Origin of the sequence: Erwinia endophytica (assembly GCF_009295515.1) — a bacterium.
In the GTDB taxonomy this organism is placed as follows: Bacteria; Pseudomonadota; Gammaproteobacteria; order Enterobacterales; family Enterobacteriaceae; genus Erwinia; species Erwinia endophytica.
In genome coordinates this window covers 23,170-40,886 of record NZ_RQVV01000013.1, presented here as the reverse complement: position 1 = coordinate 40,886, position 17,717 = coordinate 23,170, and the positions used below count along the sequence as shown (strand labels likewise).

Genomic DNA, 17,717 nt, shown 5'->3' with positions numbered 1-17,717 from the left:
CTCCTTCGGGCCCCGCGCCAAACCGCTGGGCTCACATGGTCAATAAAAAAGCCAGACGATTAGAAATCGATATTAACACCCAGTTGGAAAGTACGACCTGGCATCACCGCCAGTGCTTTGTCGTAAGCGTCCTGAGACGTTGTTTCCGTCAGATTACGGCTACTGAGGTAATCCCAATATTTACGATCAGTCAGATTGTAGATCCCGCCGTTAATCTTCACGTTTTTCGCCACCTGCCAGTACGCGGTCATATCGACCATGCCGTAACCCGGCACACGCATATATTCACTGCTGGCCTCGGTGAGGACGCTACCACTGTTGCTGTAGCTTTCGCGGTTGGTATCCGTGGCACGTTTACCTTTCACAAAGGTCGCGGTCACCGCAGCGCCATAACGTTTAGCTGGGTCATCCCATGCCACCCCCACAATCGCTTTCATCGGCGCCACGCTGTCAAGGTCGACATAGCTGTCGCCGTTGTAATCAGACTTCGATTTCCCTTTGCTGTAACCCAGAGCAAAAGTGGCGCTCAGGCCGTTGACCTCCTCAAACCAACTGCCGAAATTCAGTTTAGTGCTGAGCTGACCGCCATAGATATAGGCTTTATCACGATTTTCAGCGGTATACGCGGTATAGATATTCGATGGTACGTTGGTAAACTGATCAGGATGACGTGCGCGGGTGTAACGCGTATACGCAATAAAGTTTTTATAGGTGTTGTAGAACATCGCCGCATTCAGCGACACCCCCTCCACCACCTGCCCTTTCAGGCCCCACTCGAGGTTATTGCTGGTTTCGGTCTTCAGGTCACTGTTACCAATGAGCGCATACTGTGCGGAACCGGCATAGCTGGAACCGAGGTTCCATGAACCATACAACTGGCTGGCGTTAGGGAACTGAGCGCCACGTCGGTACATCACGTAAGTCATCAGCGTCGGCGTCAGATCATAGTTAAAGCTCAGCGATGGCAGCAGTTGGGTATCGCGGTTCTTTTTACCGTACAACGAGTGCAACTGAGACTCGGTGAGCACACTGCTGCCGATGGTCAGACTATCGAGGTTCTCAGGCCTGGTGGACTGATGAGCCACGCGCACACCCGGCACAATGCTGAAGTCATGATCAGCAAGATTAAAATGAATCTGGTCTTGTACATATCCCCCCAGGATATAACTGTGGCTGTCGGCATCCGGTTGCATGATCACATTGTACTGGCTGGCGGCTGGATCCTGACGGAATGGGCGTTTAGTATCACTGATACTGCCATTCAGGCCGCCGCTCAACTCGTGACGTCCCAACATTTTTGCCATCTGGACTTCAAAGCCATAGGTGTCAACATCGTAATCAGAATATACCCGCTGCATCGCCGTCGCACTGGAAGGCATATACGTATTGTCATGGGCCTGGGTCTGTTGGTAGTAAACGCGCGAGGTCAGGCTGTCGACAAAGGCATTGGCTGGCGTCCATTCATCTTTCAGACTGAGCCCCCAGCGACGTGTATTGCTCTGCTGCCGGGCGGTTCCCCAGATAGTATCGCCGCTGTTATTCCAGGTGTCGTAATGGGTATGGTTAGTCTTATCGTAATAATCCACAGTACCGGTCAGTTTGTGCTGATCATTAGGTTGCCAGATAGCGGAGCCCAGCAATGCATTGGAATGCCAGTTGGCCGGATAAGCATCAATCGTCCCACTGTTGTTTCGGGTTTCCTGGCCGTCACGACGACTGTAAACCAAGACGCCGCGCAGCGTTTCGTCTCCGGCTGCGGCAGTGATGCCATTATGCCAACTGCGGTTGGCGGAGTCGTAATCCGACTGATAGCCAAAGTAGGTTGACTTATACGGCGTCAGATAATCATCCGCCGATTTCGCCATGAAAGAGACTGCGCCGCCAATGGCATTATTCGCCTGAGAAGAGGAAGTCGCCCCAGCGTCGATCTCAACCCGGCCATAGATATAAGGATCGATGTAATCGCGCCCGATACCAAACGTGTTCAGCCCGGCACGACTGGCGTAGCTACGACCGGTCGCCGCGGGTTGCGGAATACCATCAATATCCAGCCCGACACGGTTGCTTTCCAGACCACGAATGTTGTAACCGGTGTAGCCGCCGCGGTCGAACCCACTCTTGCCTGCCGAAGAACCGCCGCTTACGCCAGTAGCGCTGATCAACGGTTGGTAACGCATGATGGAACCAAAATCATTGGTGCCTTTTTTCTGCATTTCTTCGGCAGTAATGGTGGTCTTACTGCCCGCTTCTTTCACCTGTCCTGGAGAAACCACCACCATCTGCGGCTCAGATGGAAGATGTTTTTTGTTGTCGATCTCCAGTGACTGACCAGATGTCGTGCCCACTAAGGGCGTCTCCGTGGCAGTCTCTGCCCCGATGGAAATACCGGAAGCCGCGAGTGTGCCAAACAAGACAGAGGTGTGGATAATTCCCTGAGAGGAGAAATATTTACGCATAATTTAGTCAGCCTTTATTAATTATTAGTATCGACTCATACATTGCTGCCGCAGGCGTAAACCGCAAAAAGAGCAGGCACTTGCTGCGCGTTATATCATGTCGATCCTTGACCTATAGTTACGAATGAGAATGATAATCATATAGATTACATATAGCAATAATCTCCATACTTAATTCACAATTCCCCAAAAAACGCTGTTGACAGCCTTATCCAGCCGCCAGAAGATGTGAGTTCTGTTCTCTGAGGGAAGACACCATGAAAACCGCTCCCGCCGTGGCTATCCACTACTGTTCCCAGTGCAACTGGTTATTGCGCGCAAGCTGGATGGCGCAGGAACTCCTGCACACTTTCAGTACCGATCTGGCCTCGGTCACCCTGGTGCCAGGCACTGGCGGCATTTATCAGATAACGCTCGACGGGCAGTTGATTTGGGATCGCAAAACGGATGGCGGGTTTCCACAAGTGAAAGAACTGAAGCAACGGGTACGGGATTGCTGTTTCCCAACGCGGGATTTAGGGCACATTGATAAGGCATAACAGCTTAATTTAAAACAATAAAGGCAAATATGACCAACCACACATGGCACGTAGGCGAACTGAAAATAACCAAACTGTTCGAGCAGATCTTCAGCCTGCCTGCGGTAAAACTCTACCCAGAGGTGACAGAAGAACAGCTGCAACATTTTGCTGACGGCATGACGCGGGAAAGTCCGCTGGCAATGAGTGTGCACAGCTGGCTGGTGGAATCACCGCAGGGACGCTTTCTGATTGATACCGCCACCGGTAATGGTAAATCGCGCCCTTTCAGCCCAATGTTCGATCAACTGAACAGTCCGTGGATGGATAACTTCCTGGCGACCGGCCTGCGTCCGGAAGATATTGATTATGTCCTGCACACCCACCTGCACACTGATCACGTCGGCTGGAATACCCGATGGGATGGCGAACGCTGGGTTGCCACGTTTCCCAATGCCAGATGGGTTATCCCTGAAGGAGAAATCGCCTGGTATCAGACGCCAGAGTCCGTTCCGCGCGCCATCATTTTTGCTGACAGCGTGCAACCTCTCATCGAGGCCGGAAAAGTAGCCACCATCACGGATAACGGTGGAGAATATTTGCCCGGTATTCACTTCCTGCCGACCCACGGCCACAGTATCAGTCATATGAGTATCGCCTTTGCATCAGCAGGACAGATTGCGCTGTTCACTGGTGACGTCATGCACAGCAAGCTGCAAGTCTCCCACCCGGAACTCGCCTCAGTATTCTGCCGGGATAAAACTGCAGCCCATCACGCCAGAACCTGGCTGTTTGACTATGCGATCAAACATCAGGCCACACTGTTTACCGTCCATTTTTCCGGCAGTGCCGTGGGACAACTCAGCCCGGCGGGGGAAGGCGCGATCTGGACTGAAATGTGATGTAAATCACATCATCCTTGTGTCATTAACCTGCTTCACGGTAGACTCAACGTGCGCTGTCTGGCCCTGCCGACAGCGCGACGACAATCACCATACAGGCCCGCCCTCATGGCCTGAAACGATAAAAATAAACGTTCTTATCTACCCTGCGGAAAAACCTGCGCGCCTGTCGCCTATTGTGTACAGGCACTGGCATTCATCGCTAATTTTAAGTGCATTGTCATGAACATTGTGAGCTCAAATCCTGTTGCGGCGCATGCCATTGGCCCGCGACTCTTTGCCTTGTCTCTGGGCGCTTTCGCCATCGGCCTGAGTGAATTTGTTATTATGGGCCTGCTGCCGCAGGTCGCCAGCGCCCTGCACGTCAGTCTGGCGGAAGGCAGTCGTTTTATCAGCTACTACGCGCTGGGGGTGGTGGTCGGCGCCCCGCTGTTTTCCCTCAGCACGGCGCGTTTGTGTCGTAAACACCAGTTAATGTGCTTTATCACCCTGTTTCTGTTGGGCAATGTCAGCAGCATGCTGGCGAGTAACGCGCATGGATTGATGATCTCCCGCTTTCTCAGCGGCCTGCCGCACGGGGCATTCCTCGGTGTGGCGGCGCTGACTGCCGCTTCGATGGTGGCGGAACATCGCCGCGGCCAGGCCGTTGGCAAAGTGATGCTGGGGCTGACGCTGGCCTCGCTGCTGGGCAACCCGGCAGCCACCGTGCTGGGCGAACATCTCAACTGGCGCTGGGCTTTTGCCTGCGTGTCAATATTGTCTCTGGTTACTGCGCTGCTGATCTTCAAGTTGTTTCCGGCGCAACAGCAAGAGGAGCGAAGTTCACCGCTGAAAGAGCTTAAGGGACTGGTTAACGTGCGTATCTGGCTGACGCTGGGTATCGCCGCCATCGGCTTCGGCGGCATGTTCGCCGTGATCAGCTACATCACGCCGATCCTGACGCTCAGCGCCCATCTGTCGGCCTTCTGGTTACCGTTCGTGTTATTCGCATTTGGTCTGGGAATGGTGCTGGGAAATCTGGCCGGCGGCAAGCTGGCCGATCGCAGGATTATGTTGTCGATTTTCTGCATCCTGACGTGGAGCGTCATGGTGTTATCGATCTTCCCGCTGATGGTCAGTTCCGTTACCGGCATCATGTTTGGGGCTTTCCTGATCGGCACCAATCTGGCGCTGGGCACACCGCTTCAGGTCCGCCTGATGCAGGTGGCCGGTAAAGCCCAAACGCTGGCCGCGACGCTAAATCACTCGGCATTTAACATCGCCAATGCACTGGGCGCCACCCTCGGCGCTTATGTGGTGCAACAGGGACATCCAATGACCCAAACCGCCAGCGTTGGGGCTATCCTGCCGGTGATGGGGATGGTTATCTTTATTTTCGCACTGTTGAAAGAAGTGGCCGATCGCAAGCAAACCTCCGTGAGTTCCACTGACTTACTCTGACCCTAAACGTTATATCGCTACCGTCCGATCATCCGGGGCTGAGGCTGAGAGGGAACGTGAGAATAACGTCGGGAGACGCTTTTCCCGGCGTTATTTTTTAATAAATTTAGTCACTATCAGCATCACAAGCCGTCGTGGATTCAGGCCGTAACGCGGTAAAGATAACCAGGGTGGCAATCAGCAACGCCAGCGTACTTCCCATGAACACGCCTTTCACTCCACTGGTGTTGAAAATCATCCCACCCGCTGCCGCGCCAATGGTAATGGCCAGTTGGATAGCCGCGACCAGCAGTCCTCCGCCGCTCTCAGCTTCTTCCGGCATAGTACGGGTTATCCAGGTCGACCAGCCCACCGGCATGGCGCCAAACGCCATCCCCCACAATGCTACCAACACCGCATCGCTGATTGGGGCGGAACCCAGCCCGACTAACGCCACGCCCAGTACGCCCATCGCCAGCGGCATACCTGTCAGTGTCAGATACAGATTGCGTTCCAACAGTATGCCGGCAATCAACGTGCCGGCGAAGTTAGCGACGCCAAAGCCCAGCAGAATCATTGAAAGCTCATTAACCCCCACGCCCGTGACGCTTTCAAGAAAGGGGCGAAGGTAGGTGAAGAAGGCAAAGTGGCCGGAGAATATCAGAATAATCGCCAACAACACGGTCTGCATACCCGGACGCTTCATCAGTGCGAATAACGAGCTGGCTTTACTCAATGGGTTCGGCGGCATCCTGGGCAACGCAGCCATCTGCCAGCCCAGCGCCAACAAGCCAATAAAAGAGGCGGCGACAAACACATTACGCCAGCCGAGCAACTGGCCGAAATAGCTGCCCATCGGTGCGGCGACAATCGTCGCGACCGACACGCCGCTAAAAACAATCGATAACGCGCGCGGGATCATCGCTTCCGGCACCAGCCGCATCGCAGTGGCGGCAGCCAGCGTCCAGAAGCCGCCTATCGCAATCCCCAGTAGTACTCGTGCGGCAAGGATAAACGACAGATCGGGCGCGAAAGCCACCAGCAGATTAGAGACAATCAGCATCGCTGTGAAAGCCAGCATCACCCAACGACGATCGATCCGGCGGGTAGCGATAGCGCTACAGAAACTGGTCAGTAACGCAAAGATCGCTGTCACCGTCACCGTCTGGCCTGTCATCCCCTCGGTCACGCCAAGACTGGCAGACATTGGCGTCAGCAAACTGGCTGGCAGAAATTCTGCGGTCACCAGCCCGAACACACCCAGTGCCATTGAAAAGACGGCGCCCCACAGAGGCTTTTCATTAGCCGGAATGGCCGGTTGTTCTGTCGTCATCGAAAGTTTTCCATCAGGATTGAGAGCGTCTCAGCGTAAAAGGCTGGCGTCGGATGGTCTATGATATAAGATACGCAATTATTGATTATTCGTCCGAAGGCTGAGTCATGAGCACTGAAAGCCACGATCTTGCCAATGAACTGCTGCTGGGCATGCGGCTGCTGGGCGTGCAGTACAAACGTATTGAACTAGCCGCTCCGTTCGGCATTGGCTTTATCAGCATCCCTGGACGCGCCCAATTTCACTTTGTCAGCCGCGGCCAGGCGCTGCTACGTACGGGTAACGGCAACATTTATTCACTCAACACCGGTGATGCGCTGCTTCTGCCGCAGGGAGTTGATCACGTGTTACTTTCCTCACCCGATGTGGCTTGTAAAGATATTCGTACCTTCGTCGGCACCCCGGTGTGCGCCAACGTTTGCTGCGTTAAAGCCTGTCCTCTGGAGCCGCAGATGCCAACCACGCTGATTTTCAGTGGTTGCATGGAGTTCGATCTCGGTGGGATGCAGATGCTGGTCAGCGCCATGCCGGAAGTGCTGCTGGCGGATACGCTCATGCGCCAACATCCGGAAGTACAACCCATGCTGGAGGCGATGGAGCGGGAATCGCTGGCCCGGCGCGCAGGCTATGCAGGGATCCTGTCCCGATTAGCTGATGTCGTGGCGGCCTTGATCGTCCGTGCCTGGGTCGAATCCGGCTGTGGCAATACAAGCGGCTGGCTGCAGGCACTGCGTGATCCACGGTTGGGGAAAGCGCTGGTCGCCCTGCATCGGGAACCGGGTAAAAACTGGACCGTCGCGCAGTTGGCAGCCGAAATGGGCAGCTCTCGCTCGGTATTTGCCGAACGTTTTCTGGCCGTTACTGGCATGCCCCCGCTGCGTTACTTAACAGAGTTGCGCATGCAACTGGCAATGCAGTGGATAGGACGTGATGGCGAAGCCATTGAAACCGTAGCCTGGCGCCTGGGTTATGGCTCGCTGGCGGCATTCAGTCGCGCCTTTAAGCGCATCACCGGGACGACACCCGGCACCCTGAAGCCACGAATGCGTTCAAGATACGTCACGATGCCTTAATAAGGCCTGGCGTCCGGCGCGCATCACGCACCATAAAGGCAATGGCAACGTGGTTGCCAGCAGCACCCACAGCAAGGCATAAACGGAATCAACCCCCTCATTTTGCAGGTTGATAAACAATTTGACCGGGATCCCCTGGGGGAAGTAGCTGAACACCAACACGATGCCGAACTCGCCAATCACCCTGACCCAGGTGATCGCCAGCGCCGCTGCCAGCCCTCTTGCCGCCTGCGGCAGGGTCAGTCGCCAGAAAATTTGCCAGACCGATGCCCCCAACGTCTGGCCCGCTTCTTCAATATCCACCGGCACGTTCTCAAACGCAGCGCGCGCAGACAACACAAAATAGGGTAACCCGCCATAAATCTGGGCGATAACAAAGGCTCCAGCGTTGTTATTTAACGCCAGCCCTATGGCGGAAAGCGCCTCGCCTATCGAACCATAGGGCCCAAAAACCGACACCAACAGGATCCCCATCGCCAGGGGCGGGGCCAGCAGGGGCATCAACACCGCCACCTCTACCATGCCTCGCCAGCGGGAGCCAGTTCTCGCCAGCCATAACGCCAGCGGTAAGCCAAGCAGGATAATCAATGGGATAGCGATAGCGCTCATCCCCAGCGAGGTGGCAACCGCCTGACCATCACCATACGCAAGGTGAAAACCGGACCACGGGGTTATCCACGTCAGGGTCAAAAAGGGAAGCAGCAGCAACAGAACCGCTGGCACCCCCAGCCACAGCGAACGCAATTTACATTGCCCCGCCTTTTGGCGCGCCGTAACCGTTTTTCTCAAACAGTGCCTGACCCGCTTTGCTCTGCATAAACTGGACAAACTTCTGCGCCAGTTCCGGATGTGGGGCATTTTTCAGCACTGCGGCGTAGAACACCAGCGGTTGAGTGTGCAGCGTTTTTTTCTGACCTTTGGCATCAGTGATGTCAAAGCTCACTTTGCTGTACCAGTCAGCATCCATGTCAGGATTGCTCAGATTAATTTCATCCGGCAGGGTGATATAAGGCAGATGCGCAGAACGGGTGGCGCTCTCATAACCAGAAGAAGCGTCAATCTGTCCCGCCTCCAGCCGTGTCAGCAGGCCACCTTCCGCGAACACCTGCTGTGGGTTTTGCGTTTCGCCCAGAATCTTTTCCGCCAGGCCCGGCTGTTGATAATAACGGCTGGCCAGCATCATGGTGAAAATGATGTTCTGCCCCTGAGGATCTGTCGCCGGATCGGTACGACCAAAACGCAGTGAGGGGGTTTGCAACACTTGCCACCACGGCTGCGCACCTGGTCTATGGTCACGAATGGCATTAAAAGCCCCGGCGTATTTTCCTTTCGGGTTATAAGCAATCACCATGCTGGTGCTGGCGACCGGCACGGCTTTATCCACCAGCCCCGCTTTTTGCAACACGGCTATTGGCCCGGGAGTGATAGAAACAAACACATCCGCCACCACTTTTTTGCTGGCCAGCAGATTAGCCATCCCATATGCCCCCTGCCCCTGGCCCTGATAATTCACCTGGTTGGCTTTGGCAAAAGCCGGACCGAGGGCTTTGTCCATTACCACGCCCATCGAACCGGCATAAGTGACGCGAAAATCCTCCGCGGCATGGACCACCGGGGAGGACAGCGCAAACAGTACGACAACCGTTCCTGCCAGGCGGATCGGATTCAATATTTTCAAATCAAACATCGTTGGAAACTCATCGTTATATAGTTAATGATATGACGATAATCTACACCCTGAGTCATTCCAGTTACAGGGTAAAACCGCTAAAAATGTTTTTGGTTTCCGACAAGGGATGGCGCCCGGCAAACAGCCCTCAGGGGGTTACCCGTCAGGTAGGCGGAACCGGCTCACGTCAGCAGCACGCTGGTAAGATGAAAAATGCCGGGAAAGTATCAGTCTGTCGTAACATTTATCCACTGTTCTGGCGCTATCTTTACTTTTCACCGCACTTTTTAGCGGGGCGCCATCAGCACGCTTTAGGCTATTATTAATGCCATAATGAACCTTTTGATTCATAATAACCGACAATCTTGAGCCGATGATCCCGATACCCTCTGTTGCTCCCTTTCCTGTCTTTGACGGACATAACGACGTGCTGCTGCGGCTATGGTTGCAACCGTCGACGGATGCTGCCATGACCGATTTTCTCCACGGCTCACTGAGTGGACATCTGGATATGGCGCGGATGCGCCGGGGCGGTTTTGCGGGTGGCTTATTCGCCGTTTTTGTCCCGCCAGCGCAGTATGCTAAGCAGCATAACGCCGCGTACCGCGAAGAGCAGCACTGCCCGCTGGCGATTACTGAGGCGCAAATAGCCCTGTTGCATCGCATTGCCGCGCAGTCTGCTGGTCAGGCCCGCATCTGCCGTAGCGCGGGTGAAATCGAACAGTGCATCGCGCAGGGAGTGCTGGCCATGGTGCTGCATATTGAAGGCGCTGAAGCGCTGGACGCAGAATGCAGTCAGTTAGATAGCTGGGTAGCCGCTGGATTGCGCAGTATCGGGCCGTTGTGGAACCTGCGGAATGTGTTTGGCACCGGCGTCACGGGTGATTTTCCCTGTTCACCAGACAGCGGCGAAGGGCTGACTCCCGCCGGCCTGAATCTACTGCGGGTCTGTAATCAGAAAAAATTGCTGATCGATCTTTCCCATATGAATGAGCAAGCCTTCTGGCAGACCGCGGAACACAGTACCGCGCCGCTGGTCGCCAGCCATTCCAACGTGCATGCGTTGTGCCCACAGCCACGTAATCTGACGGACCGCCAGTTACAGGCGATTGCTGAAAGCAAAGGGCTGGTGGGTGTTAACTTCGGCAACGCGTTTCTGCGCGCCGATGGTAAACGCGACCAGAATACCCCGCTCAGCGAGATTGTCCGTCATCTGGATGCCCTGATCGATAAGCTGGGTGAAGACCACGTCGGGCTGGGATCGGATTTCGATGGCATCAGCGTGCCGAATGAACTGGGCGATGTTGCCGGGTTACCGCGTCTGGTCGACGCCATGGCCTCAGCAGGTTATTCCACCAGGCTGATTGAAAAAATCTGCTGGCGTAACTGGCTACAGGTACTGAAAAAAACATGGGGAGAATGAGCGCATGACGTTTCATTATCTCTCATTCCTGCGGCTTACAGGGTTGACCTCGATGTGACATAGGCGCAACATTTGCGCCGCCAAATCGTCGATATTTGACAATAAGCTGATTACCTGCCGAACTTAACGGCAGACATTTGTTAATAACAAGAGGAGTTTTACCATGTGGACTAAACCTGAATTTGTTGATTTACGCCTGGGCTTAGAAGTAACGCTGTACATCTCTAACCGCTAATCCCTTATGCCCACAACAGTGGGCATTTTCTTTTATTTCTTAGCCTGGTCTACACATGCAGATTAACGTGCTCGGTTCTGCAGCGGGTGGCGGTTTCCCTCAGTGGAACTGCAACTGCAGAAACTGTCAGGGCGTGCGTAACGGCACCATAAAAGCCTCCGCGCGCACCCAGTCTTCGATCGCCATCAGTGATAATGGCATCGACTTTGTCCTGTGCAACGCTTCGCCGGATATCGCGCATCAGATTGCCGCCACGCCTGCGCTGAACAAAAAAGGCGTGCTACGTGGCACCGGGATTGGCTCGATTATCCTGACCGACAGCCAGATAGACCATACCACCGGTCTGCTAAGTCTGCGCGAAGGTTGTCCGCATCAGGTATGGTGTACGTCGGAAGTGCACGATGACCTGACCACGGGTTTCCCGATTTTCAACCTGCTCAGTCACTGGAATGGTGGCCTGGTCCATCATCCCATCCAGCCCGGAGAACCTTTCTCTGTCGCCGTCTGTCCCGCGTTGAAGTTCACGGCTATCCCGCTGCTCAGCAACGCGCCGCCCTATTCGCAGTACCGCAATAAACCGCTGCCTGGCCATAACGTCGCGCTGTTTATCGAAGATAGCCGTAACGGTAAAACCCTGCTGTATGCGCCGGGTCTGGGCGAAACAGACCGCGCGCTGATGGGCTGGTTACGCCGTGCCGACTGTCTGCTGATTGACGGTACGCTCTGGCAGGATAACGAGATGGAGACCACCGGCGTTGGACACCATACTGGCAGAGATATGGGGCACCTGGCGCTGGCGGAGGAACAGGGACTGATAGCGCTGCTGTCCTCACTGCCGGCGGAACGCAAAATCCTGATTCATATCAATAACACCAACCCGATCCTTGACGAAGAGTCGGCTGAACGTCAGGCGCTGACGCAAGCCGGAATCGAAGTCAGTTGGGACGGGATGCAAATTGACCTTTAGTGAGATGAAGATGAAGCCAGACACCATGACGGCAGAACTGATGACGCCTGAGGCGTTCGAGCAGGCGTTGCGCGCCCGGGGCGCTTATTACCATATCCATCATCCATACCACATTGCGATGCACAACGGGCAGGCTAACCGCCAGCAAATCCAGGGTTGGGTGGCAAACCGTTTCTATTACCAGACCAGTATCCCGCTGAAAGACGCTGCGATTATGGCCAACTGTCCGGACCCACAAACCCGGCGTAAATGGGTGCAACGTATTCTCGATCACGATGGACACGCAGATAACGAAGGCGGTATTGAAGCCTGGCTGCGGCTGGGTGAAGCCGTGGGACTGGATCGTAAAAGACTGCTGTCGGAAGAGATGGTACTGCCCGGCGTGCGTTTTGCGGTGGATGCCTACGTCAACTTTGCCCGTCGCGCCGTCTGGCAGGAAGCGGCCTGTAGCTCACTGACTGAGCTGTTCGCCCCGCAAATCCATCAGGCGCGGCTGGATGGCTGGCCGCAGCATTACCCGTGGATTGAAGCGGCAGGCTACGACTATTTCCGCAGCCGTCTGAGCCAGGCCCGTCGTGATGTTGAACACGGTCTGGCGCTGGCGAAAGCCTACTGCACCACAGTCGAGAAACAACAGCGCATGCTGCAAATTCTGCAGTTCAAGCTGGATATTTTGTGGAGCATGCTGGATGCGATGAGCATGGCCTATGAGCTGCACCGTCCGCCTTATCACACCGTGACCGACCAGGTGGTCTGGCATCATCAGAGGCTGCTGTAATGGAGATTAACGACCAGCATATTCCGGCTTTTCGTCGCGGCTACCGCCTGCAATGGGAAGCGACGCAGAACTGCCATGTGATCCTCTATCCGGAAGGCATGGCTAAACTGAATGAGAGTGCCGCCGCCATCCTGCAACGGGTGGATGGCGTGCGCCCGGTGGCCGCGCTCATCGCTGAACTGAACGTGGCATTCCCGGATGCCGGCGGAGTGGACGACGATGTGAAGGCATTCTTCGGCCAGGCTTTTGAACAAAAGTGGATAATTTTCCGTGAACCAGCTTAAACCTCAGATTAACCCGCCATTGTGGTTGTTGGCGGAACTGACCTACCGCTGTCCATTGCAGTGTCCGTACTGCTCCAACCCGCTGGATTTTGCTCAGCAAGAAAAAGAGCTGAGCACTGCGCAGTGGATCGAGGTCTTTAAACAGGCCCGCCAGATGGGTGCCGTACAACTGGGCTTTTCTGGCGGCGAGCCTCTGGTGCGTAAAGATCTGCCTGATCTGATCCGGGCGGCGCGCGAATTGGGTTTTTATACCAATCTGATCACCTCCGGTATCGGCCTGACCGAGAAAAAGATCGATACCTTCGCACAAGCTGGACTGGATCATATCCAGATTAGCTTTCAGGCCAGCGATGAAACGCTGAACGCCGCCCTGGCTGGCTCGCAAAAAGCCTTCCAACAAAAGCTGGCGATGGCCAAAGCGGTAAAAGCACATGGCTACCCGATGGTGCTGAACTTCGTACTGCACCGGCATAACATTGATCAAATTGATCGTATTATCGACCTGTCTATTGAGCTGGAAGCCGATGACGTTGAGCTGGCGACCTGTCAGTTTTATGGCTGGGCACAGCTAAACCGGGAAGGTCTGCTGCCCACCCGCGAGCAAATTGCCCAGGCGGAAGCAGTGGTGCAGCGCTATCGGGAAAAAATGAGCGCCAGCAGTAATCTGGCTAACCTGCTGTTCGTCACGCCAGACTATTACGAAGAGCGGCCCAAAGGCTGTATGGGCGGATGGGGGGCGATCTTTCTCAGCGTCACCCCGGAAGGCATGGCCCTGCCCTGCCACAGCGCCCGCCAGTTACCCGTGCAATTCCCGTCGGTACTGGAGCACACGTTGCAGGAAATCTGGTATGAGTCCTTCGGTTTTAACAAATATCGCGGCGTCGACTGGATGCCGGAACCTTGTCGATCCTGCGATGAAAAAGAGCAGGACTTTGGCGGTTGCCGCTGTCAGGCCTTTATGCTGACCGGCAATGCGGATAACGCCGATCCGGTATGCAGCAAATCGCCGCATCATGGCAAGATCCTTGAGGCACGCCAACAGGCCAATTGCAGCAATATCCAGATCGACCAGTTGCAATTTCGCAACCGCGTTAATTCTCAGTTGATCTTCAAGGTCTGAACCCACGCCAATGAACCCGCCAGATCAGCAGTCCCTCACGCTGGAGAACGGATTAGGTATCACCCTGATCCACGATCCGTATGCCACGCGAGCCGCGGCACTGATCCAACTGGCGGCAGGCAGCCATCAGGAACCGACTGAGTGGCCAGGTCTGGCACATCTGCTGGAACATGTGCTGTTTGCCGGTAGCGAGGGATTTCAGGACGAACAACGCTTGATGGCCTGGGCACCAGCACAAGGAGCCAGACTGAATGCCACCACGCTGGCCAGTCAAACCGCGTGGTTCTTTGAGATAACGCCTCCGCTGCTGGCTGACGGTCTCAACAGACTGGTTGATATGCTGGCAAGACCGCTGCTGAGCGCTGCCGCCGTGGAACAGGAAGTCAGGGTTATCGACGCGGAATACCAGATGCTGACCAGCCACAACGCCACACGGTGTGAAGCCGCGCTCAGCCAGGCATTTGTCGCTCCTCATCCTTTCCACCATTTCCACGTGGGCAATCTGGCGCACTTTGGCGAGGATCTTCCCGCGTTGCGTCAGGCATTACAGCAATATCATCAGTGTTATTTCCGGGCGCCGCATTTACGATTGTGGCTACAAGGCCCACACCCCATGGCCGAACTGGCCGCGCTGGCGAAGACTCTGGGTCTGGCATTCAGCCCGGTATCGACGGCCTCAACATCCCGCTCAGTTGTGGGGCAGGAGGCGGGATCCGCTCTCCCTGCCGTCCCCGTTAATGATGTTCAGCCGCCAGCGCCACTCATCCTGCGCGCTGAACGCGCTTTTGCCCTACAGAGTCCCGCCGCTGAGCAACTGTTGTTGAGCTTTCCGCTGACCCAGGTCGCGCCAGCAATGCTGTCGGTATTACGGGAACTGCTGACTGACCCGGCGGCAAACAGCCTGCTTTCTACGTTACAGGCGTTGGGATTATGTCATGACATTCAGTTGTGGGAGCCTTACCGTAGCCCGCAACAATCGCTGCTAAGTGTGGTGTTTCAGCTCAGCGCTCCCCACCGTGAACAATGTGCCGAGATTGAGGCCGTGTTCCGCCGCTGGCGACAATGCCTGGCTGACCTGACCCCGCAGCAGTTAGCGCATTATGCCAGTCTGTCGCAACGTCACTTTGCCCGGCAGACGCCTCTTGACCAGCTACGGGCGCTGGCCTTCGGATTTCCGCCGGTCACCACGGCGATATCGCCTCCTTCCGCGGCACATCCACCAGTCTGGCTGGACAACTGGCATACGCTGCTGGCGCAGTTGACACCGGAAAACACCACTCGGCTGTGGCTGACAGCGGATGCCTCTCTCCCCGTCACCCACGCCCAGGGTTTTGCGCTGCGTTCCGCCCCGATCGACTGGCCGCTCCTGCCTGCCGCTCAGGATGCACACTCCCCCCGGCAGTCAACTCACGGTGACGGCGACGTGCTGGCGAACATGGCGTTCCACCAACCTGGCGCCACGCTGCCATTGCCTTCCCTGCCAGTAGCGACCACCGCATTACAGGCGTTCCCGGCGAACGGCGAGGCTACGCTGTTGCTCAGCCCGTTTGCCGGCCAACAACTGGCACCGCGCAAAGCCGCGCTAATCGCCGCCACCCTGCAACCGGTCATGGCAGAGTGCCAGCACTACGGCGGAGAGCTATACTTTTCACAGCAGCAGGGGATCTGGCTGCTACAACTCAGCGGTAGCAGCGAATTACTGTTGTTCAGCCTGGATAAAGTACTGACCGCGCTGAACATCCCCCCGACAGCGGCTATCGCCCAGAGCGAGCGACTGTATCGTCAGACCCGCCAGGCCCTTGTCAGTGATATCGCCGTGCGCTGCCTGCTAAACCAGTTGCCAACGCTGCTACAGTCCCCGACAGAAGATGACGGCGAGGTCATATGGCAAGCGGCATTGTATGGTGGTGATCGAGAATTGCATCAAGCATTGGCGCGTTTGCTGTCACGTTTTCCCGCCACCTTGCACGCTCACCGCCCCAACAACACGCCGGCATTACCCGCCCGTAAGGAATACACCTTTACCACACAAAGTCACGATGCGGCGGTGATTGTCTTCTGCCCGCTGGCAACGTTTAGCCCATTAACCCGGGCGACAGGGCAGTTGCTGGCAGCACTTTTCGCCCCGCGCTTCTTCCAGCGATTGCGGGTAGAAAAGAATATCGGTTATGTGGTCAGTTGCCGTTTTCACCAGACCGCGGGCCAGGCTGGTTTGCTGTTTGCCCTGCAATCCCCCACCATCCCGACAACGGAGCTTTATCACTGCATCCGCGCTTTTATCGGTGAAATGGCCGAGGTTATCGTCACTTTATCCGCAGAAGAATTGCAGGAAAAAATACGCGCCCTGCAACATGCCCTGCCGGTGCTGCCAGCCGGTAATCCGGCGCAATGTGTGGAGCACTGGCTGGATCATCAACTGACTATATCGCCATTAACCCAGGAAATTTATCCACAGATTTCAATGACAAATTTACGTCAGGCGCTGCAATATTTAAGCGAAAATCCTCATCATTACTGGCTTCTGAGCAACACCCCTGCCCACTCCCGGTGCTGATGCCTGTGCAACGATTACATTCCGTATGGTAGTCGACTCCGCCTCTGGCAGCGCCATTTTCGCATACGCAGACCAGGCAGGGCGTGGTTATCCTGCTGACATTAAGCGGTTTTCACAGCAGGGCGGTACGTATGGCTGGCAGAGCAAAGCCAACCACAGGCCGTCAGACATGACAGAAATAATCAAAGGCACCGGAAAACGAGGGGGTTTTCCGCCGTCAGTAAACAGACACTAACGTTTCTTCTGATAGCGTGTCGGCCAGATATTTTCTGGCTTTTCGTCCAGCGCCTCGGCAATCAACTTTTCCCCCTTTGGCCAGGGGCGACGCAATGCATTGGCTAAAGTGGAAGATGCCAGTCCGCAATCACGGGACAATGCCGATAAATTAGTTCCTTTTTTTCGCAGCCCCGCAATGATATCTGCGGGGTGCCAATCCTGTTTACGCATAATTCATCTCAGCATGAAGCTTAAAAAAGATCCTGATTGTGGACTATAAGTCACCAATATTCCATAACGCTGTTTAAATGTGACTAATAGTCCGTGGACTAATAGACTGCAAAACGCAATGCTGAACGCATGGAAAAATTGCATGCCACAAAAATACTTTTTGGTAAAAGGGTAAAGTTTCTCAGGCTCCAGGCCGGCCTGTCACAAGAAGCACTTGCACATAAATGTGGACTGGATCGTACTTATATCAGTGGCATTGAACGTGGTTTGCGTAATCCGACGCTGGAAGTCATCGCTATTCTTGCCGAAGGATTAGAAATTGAAATTAAAAATATAATAGAGTTTTGATTTGGAAAAATATAATCAATAATTTCCAAAAATAAATAAAAAACAGCTCAAGTGATATTTAAAAGTAAAAAACGTCTTTTCTGTTCATCTCCCCACATCAATTTATTTATCTGATATAAGCCTCACAGACGGCAATCCACAGCAGTGGCGGCAACATCAGCGATACAGTTCAAAATACGCGGGCATTTTGA

General features: G+C 54.9%; 17 protein-coding genes. 12 read left to right on the top strand and 5 right to left on the bottom strand.

Features of this window, described 5'->3' with window-relative positions:
- Positions 1-59: 59 nt before the first annotated feature.
- Positions 60-2,456: a TonB-dependent receptor domain-containing protein gene (locus tag EH228_RS05040; protein ID WP_152320582.1), complete on the bottom strand. Its 2,397-nt coding sequence runs from the start codon at positions 2,454-2,456 to the stop codon at positions 60-62.
- Positions 2,457-2,713: 257 nt separating this feature from the next.
- On the opposite strand from EH228_RS05040, the gene EH228_RS05035 reads away from it, so the two are divergent.
- From EH228_RS05035 to EH228_RS05025, 3 genes are all read left to right on the top strand, one after another.
- Positions 2,714-2,995 (top strand): Rdx family protein, encoded by a 282-nt coding sequence (locus EH228_RS05035; protein WP_152320581.1) that lies wholly within the window; start codon positions 2,714-2,716, stop codon positions 2,993-2,995.
- A gap of 29 nt (positions 2,996-3,024) precedes the next feature.
- Positions 3,025-3,876, top strand: a complete 852-nt coding sequence (locus EH228_RS05030; protein ID WP_152320580.1) for an MBL fold metallo-hydrolase — start codon at positions 3,025-3,027, stop codon at positions 3,874-3,876.
- A 231-nt stretch (positions 3,877-4,107) separates the two neighbouring features.
- Positions 4,108-5,316 (top strand): MFS transporter, encoded by a 1,209-nt coding sequence (locus tag EH228_RS05025; RefSeq protein ID WP_193323277.1) that lies wholly within the window; start codon positions 4,108-4,110, stop codon positions 5,314-5,316.
- A gap of 106 nt (positions 5,317-5,422) precedes the next feature.
- Here EH228_RS05025 and EH228_RS05020 read toward each other — a convergent pair whose 3' ends face one another.
- The gene (locus EH228_RS05020; protein WP_152320578.1) at positions 5,423-6,628 is read right to left on the bottom strand and encodes an MFS transporter; all 1,206 of its coding nucleotides are present in this window, start codon (positions 6,626-6,628) and stop codon (positions 5,423-5,425) included.
- A gap of 107 nt (positions 6,629-6,735) precedes the next feature.
- Here EH228_RS05020 and EH228_RS05015 point away from each other — a divergent pair, with 107 nt between their 5' ends.
- Entirely contained in the window at positions 6,736-7,701 is a 966-nt protein-coding gene (locus tag EH228_RS05015) for an AraC family transcriptional regulator (protein WP_152320577.1), read from the top strand.
- Here EH228_RS05015 and EH228_RS05010 read toward each other — a convergent pair.
- Positions 7,678-8,445 carry an ABC transporter permease subunit gene (locus EH228_RS05010; RefSeq protein WP_152320576.1) on the bottom strand — a complete coding sequence of 256 codons (768 nt, stop codon included), beginning with the start codon at positions 8,443-8,445 and terminating at the stop codon, positions 7,678-7,680. The two genes, EH228_RS05015 and EH228_RS05010, sit on opposite strands and share 24 nt — an antisense overlap.
- Before the next feature lies 1 nt (position 8,446).
- Complete coding sequence (locus tag EH228_RS05005) at positions 8,447-9,388, bottom strand: extracellular solute-binding protein (RefSeq protein WP_152320575.1); 942 nt, start codon at positions 9,386-9,388, stop codon at positions 8,447-8,449.
- A gap of 355 nt (positions 9,389-9,743) precedes the next feature.
- On the opposite strand from EH228_RS05005, the gene EH228_RS05000 reads away from it, so the two are divergent.
- From EH228_RS05000 to pqqF, 7 genes are all read left to right on the top strand, one after another.
- A complete protein-coding gene (locus tag EH228_RS05000; protein ID WP_193323275.1) occupies positions 9,744-10,793 on the top strand; it encodes a dipeptidase in 1,050 nt (349 codons plus the stop codon).
- 163 nt (positions 10,794-10,956) lie between these two features.
- Positions 10,957-11,028 (top strand): pyrroloquinoline quinone precursor peptide PqqA, encoded by a 72-nt coding sequence (gene pqqA / locus EH228_RS04995; protein ID WP_152320636.1) that lies wholly within the window; start codon positions 10,957-10,959, stop codon positions 11,026-11,028.
- A 55-nt stretch (positions 11,029-11,083) separates the two neighbouring features.
- Positions 11,084-11,995: a pyrroloquinoline quinone biosynthesis protein PqqB gene (gene pqqB, locus EH228_RS04990; protein ID WP_152320574.1), complete on the top strand. Its 912-nt coding sequence runs from the start codon at positions 11,084-11,086 to the stop codon at positions 11,993-11,995.
- 10 nt (positions 11,996-12,005) lie between these two features.
- Entirely contained in the window at positions 12,006-12,773 is a 768-nt protein-coding gene (pqqC, locus tag EH228_RS04985) for a pyrroloquinoline-quinone synthase PqqC (protein ID WP_240116229.1), read from the top strand.
- On the top strand, positions 12,773-13,057 hold the full coding sequence (gene pqqD, locus EH228_RS04980) for a pyrroloquinoline quinone biosynthesis peptide chaperone PqqD (protein WP_152320573.1): 285 nt from the start codon (positions 12,773-12,775) through the stop codon (positions 13,055-13,057). Before pqqC ends, pqqD begins: the two co-directional genes overlap by 1 nt.
- Complete coding sequence (gene pqqE / locus EH228_RS04975; protein ID WP_152320572.1) at positions 13,044-14,177, top strand: pyrroloquinoline quinone biosynthesis protein PqqE; 1,134 nt, start codon at positions 13,044-13,046, stop codon at positions 14,175-14,177. Before pqqD ends, pqqE begins: the two co-directional genes overlap by 14 nt.
- Before the next feature lie 10 nt (positions 14,178-14,187).
- The gene (pqqF, locus tag EH228_RS04970; RefSeq protein WP_152320571.1) at positions 14,188-16,731 is read left to right on the top strand and encodes a pyrroloquinoline quinone biosynthesis protein PqqF; all 2,544 of its coding nucleotides are present in this window, start codon (positions 14,188-14,190) and stop codon (positions 16,729-16,731) included.
- Between the two features lie 231 nt (positions 16,732-16,962).
- Here pqqF and EH228_RS04965 read toward each other — a convergent pair whose 3' ends face one another.
- Positions 16,963-17,178 carry a helix-turn-helix domain-containing protein gene (locus EH228_RS04965; protein WP_152320570.1) on the bottom strand — a complete coding sequence of 72 codons (216 nt, stop codon included), beginning with the start codon at positions 17,176-17,178 and terminating at the stop codon, positions 16,963-16,965.
- A gap of 129 nt (positions 17,179-17,307) precedes the next feature.
- Between EH228_RS04965 and EH228_RS04960 the strand changes: the two genes are divergently transcribed.
- A complete protein-coding gene (locus EH228_RS04960) occupies positions 17,308-17,526 on the top strand; it encodes a helix-turn-helix domain-containing protein (protein ID WP_152320569.1) in 219 nt (72 codons plus the stop codon).
- Positions 17,527-17,717: the final 191 nt, after the last annotated feature.

Coding starts and splice junctions, on each gene's coding strand:
- EH228_RS05040 (WP_152320582.1), bottom strand. CDS start 2,456: ATGCGTAAATATTTCTCCTCTCAGGGAATTATCCACACCTCTGTCTTG.
- EH228_RS05035 (WP_152320581.1), top strand. CDS start 2,714: ATGAAAACCGCTCCCGCCGTGGCTATCCACTACTGTTCCCAGTGCAAC.
- EH228_RS05030 (WP_152320580.1), top strand. CDS start 3,025: ATGACCAACCACACATGGCACGTAGGCGAACTGAAAATAACCAAACTG.
- EH228_RS05020 (WP_152320578.1), bottom strand. CDS start 6,628: ATGACGACAGAACAACCGGCCATTCCGGCTAATGAAAAGCCTCTGTGG.
- EH228_RS05015 (WP_152320577.1), top strand. CDS start 6,736: ATGAGCACTGAAAGCCACGATCTTGCCAATGAACTGCTGCTGGGCATG.
- EH228_RS05005 (WP_152320575.1), bottom strand. CDS start 9,388: ATGTTTGATTTGAAAATATTGAATCCGATCCGCCTGGCAGGAACGGTT.
- EH228_RS05000 (WP_193323275.1), top strand. CDS start 9,744: ATGATCCCGATACCCTCTGTTGCTCCCTTTCCTGTCTTTGACGGACAT.
- pqqB (WP_152320574.1), top strand. CDS start 11,084: ATGCAGATTAACGTGCTCGGTTCTGCAGCGGGTGGCGGTTTCCCTCAG.
- pqqC (WP_240116229.1), top strand. CDS start 12,006: ATGAAGCCAGACACCATGACGGCAGAACTGATGACGCCTGAGGCGTTC.
- pqqD (WP_152320573.1), top strand. CDS start 12,773: ATGGAGATTAACGACCAGCATATTCCGGCTTTTCGTCGCGGCTACCGC.
- pqqF (WP_152320571.1), top strand. CDS start 14,188: ATGAACCCGCCAGATCAGCAGTCCCTCACGCTGGAGAACGGATTAGGT.
- EH228_RS04965 (WP_152320570.1), bottom strand. CDS start 17,178: ATGCGTAAACAGGATTGGCACCCCGCAGATATCATTGCGGGGCTGCGA.
- EH228_RS04960 (WP_152320569.1), top strand. CDS start 17,308: ATGGAAAAATTGCATGCCACAAAAATACTTTTTGGTAAAAGGGTAAAG.